Here is a 1,915-nt window from a genome sequence, read left to right as displayed (position 1 = left end):
CTCAAGCGGATGACATGACTCCGGATTCTCGGTTGCGTGACAAATCCTCGCGGCTGCGGTGCTGCCTCAGGGTGCGGTTGAGGGCGCTCGGCGTGCGGTGTCGGGCATCGGGGCGCAGGCGGGGAACTCAGAACAGGCCCTAGGGGGGCGAAACGGCTCGCCAGGCGGTCATGTTCAGCTCGTCGAGCAGCCGTACGTCGCTCCCCTCCAGCGGGAACGTGCGCGCCTCCAGCCCCGGAGCCGGCGCGATCGCCAGCGCGTCGCCCTCGATGAGCTCGCCGCCGGTCGAGGTGGACACCCAGGCGAGCAGCGCGTGCAGTACCTCCCCCGGCTTCAGCATGACCTCTTTCGGCCCCCGGTCGGTACCCATGTACGAGGAGCCCGGGTTCACCGGAACCGGCAGCGGATCGCCCTTGTCGTCCAGGGCCCGCACGGACGGGTAGCCGTCCACCCGGAACGGCTTGCTGCCGCAGTTGGTGAGGGTGAGCGACACGGCCCGGTGGCCCAGCGCCGCTTGCACCTCACCCATGTCCACGACGACGCCGGAGGACGGGCAGTCGCCGGTGACGACGGGGCTCGGGGTGGGTGTGGAGCCGGGAACGCCCTCTGGGGGCGGCCGGTCGGGGGACGGGGCGATGGCCAGGTCGGACGGATCCAGCTTGTCCGCGTGCACGTCCGGCGTGTGCGACGCGCTCGGAGTCGGCTCCGGCTCGCCCTCGCCCGCCGGTACGAGAAATCCGGCGCATCCCGACAGCGTCAGAGCCAGCGCCCCGGCGAAGCAGGCGGCCACTGCCCCTCTCCGCGCTCCGGTGCCCGTCCTGGTACCCGCCGGTCCCCGCATACCCGTGCACCCGCCCCCGCATCGGCCTGCCGCATAGGCGTTCGATCATGTCAGACCGCGGTCCCGCCCCTCACACCAATGGTTGAGCATGTCTACTCCTTCACCTCAAGCAGAACTAAGTAGACCTTCACGGTCGGGGCGGCGGACACTTCGGGCATGACAGCCCCTGAAGCCCCAGCCACCCCCGCAGCCCCCTTCGGCCGCGCCCTCTGCGCCATGATCACGCCGTTCACCGCCGACGGCGAGCTGAACCTGGACGCTGCCGGGATCCACGCCGCCGGTCTCGTCGCCGACGGCTGCGACGGCCTGGTGCTCAACGGCACCACCGGTGAGTCCCCGACCACCACCGACGCCGAGAAGACCGCGCTGCTGCGCGCGGTCCGTGAGGCGGTCGGCGCAGGTGTGCCGCTGGTCGCCGGGGTGGGCAGTGCGGACACCCGGCACACCGTCGAGCTGGCCCGGCAGACCGAACGGGCAGGCGCGGACGGCCTATTGGTCGTGACGCCCTACTACAGCAGACCGCCACAGCCCGCCGTCGAGGCACACTTCAGGCGCGTCGCCGACGCGACCGGCGTTCCCCTGATGCTGTACGACATCCCCGGCCGCACCGGCACCCGCATCGAGCCGGAGACCCTGCTGCGGCTCGCGGACCATCCGCGCATCGTGGCCGTGAAGGACTGCGCGTACGACCTGCTCGGCTCGACGAAGGTGATCGGCGCGGGCTCGCTCTCGTACTACTCGGGCTGCGAGGAGCTCAACCTGCCGCTGTACGCGGTGGGCGCGGCGGGCTATGTGAGTACGGTCGCCAATGTGGCGCCCCGGCAGCTGCGGGCGGTCCTGGACGCTTTCGACGCCGGGGACACCGCCGAGGCGGCCCGGCTCAACCGGCTGACCGTTCCGCTGGCCGAGCTGATGATGTCGTCCGGGCTGCCCGGCACCGTGACGGCCAAGGCGCTGCTCGGCGCCGGACCGGTCCGGGCCCGACCTCAGAATTCCGGATTACTCGCTCCGGCCATCGAAAGCGCGAGTATCAGGGCGTCGACCGTCATGGCCGATCGCGCTCGAATGTTCCTC

The 1,915-nt window shown here is 71.2% G+C and carries 2 protein-coding genes; one reads left to right on the top strand and one right to left on the bottom strand.

Annotated features, from left to right (window positions below; all coding sequences use genetic code 11):
- Positions 1–139: 139 nt before the first annotated feature.
- Positions 140–790 carry a DUF4232 domain-containing protein gene (locus AB0915_RS39085; protein ID WP_366696151.1) on the bottom strand — a complete coding sequence of 217 codons (651 nt, stop codon included), beginning with the start codon at positions 788–790 and terminating at the stop codon, positions 140–142.
- Positions 791–997: 207 nt separating this feature from the next.
- Here AB0915_RS39085 and dapA point away from each other — a divergent pair.
- The coding region (gene dapA / locus AB0915_RS39080) for a 4-hydroxy-tetrahydrodipicolinate synthase (RefSeq protein ID WP_366696149.1) at positions 998–1,915 on the top strand (918 nt) is incomplete at its 3' end.

Source organism: Streptomyces sp. NPDC048411, from assembly GCF_040704695.1.
Taxonomy (GTDB): domain Bacteria; phylum Actinomycetota; class Actinomycetes; order Streptomycetales; family Streptomycetaceae; genus Streptomyces.
The sequence above is the reverse complement of the archived record's forward strand: the minus strand, read 5'-3'. Positions and strand labels throughout refer to the sequence as shown.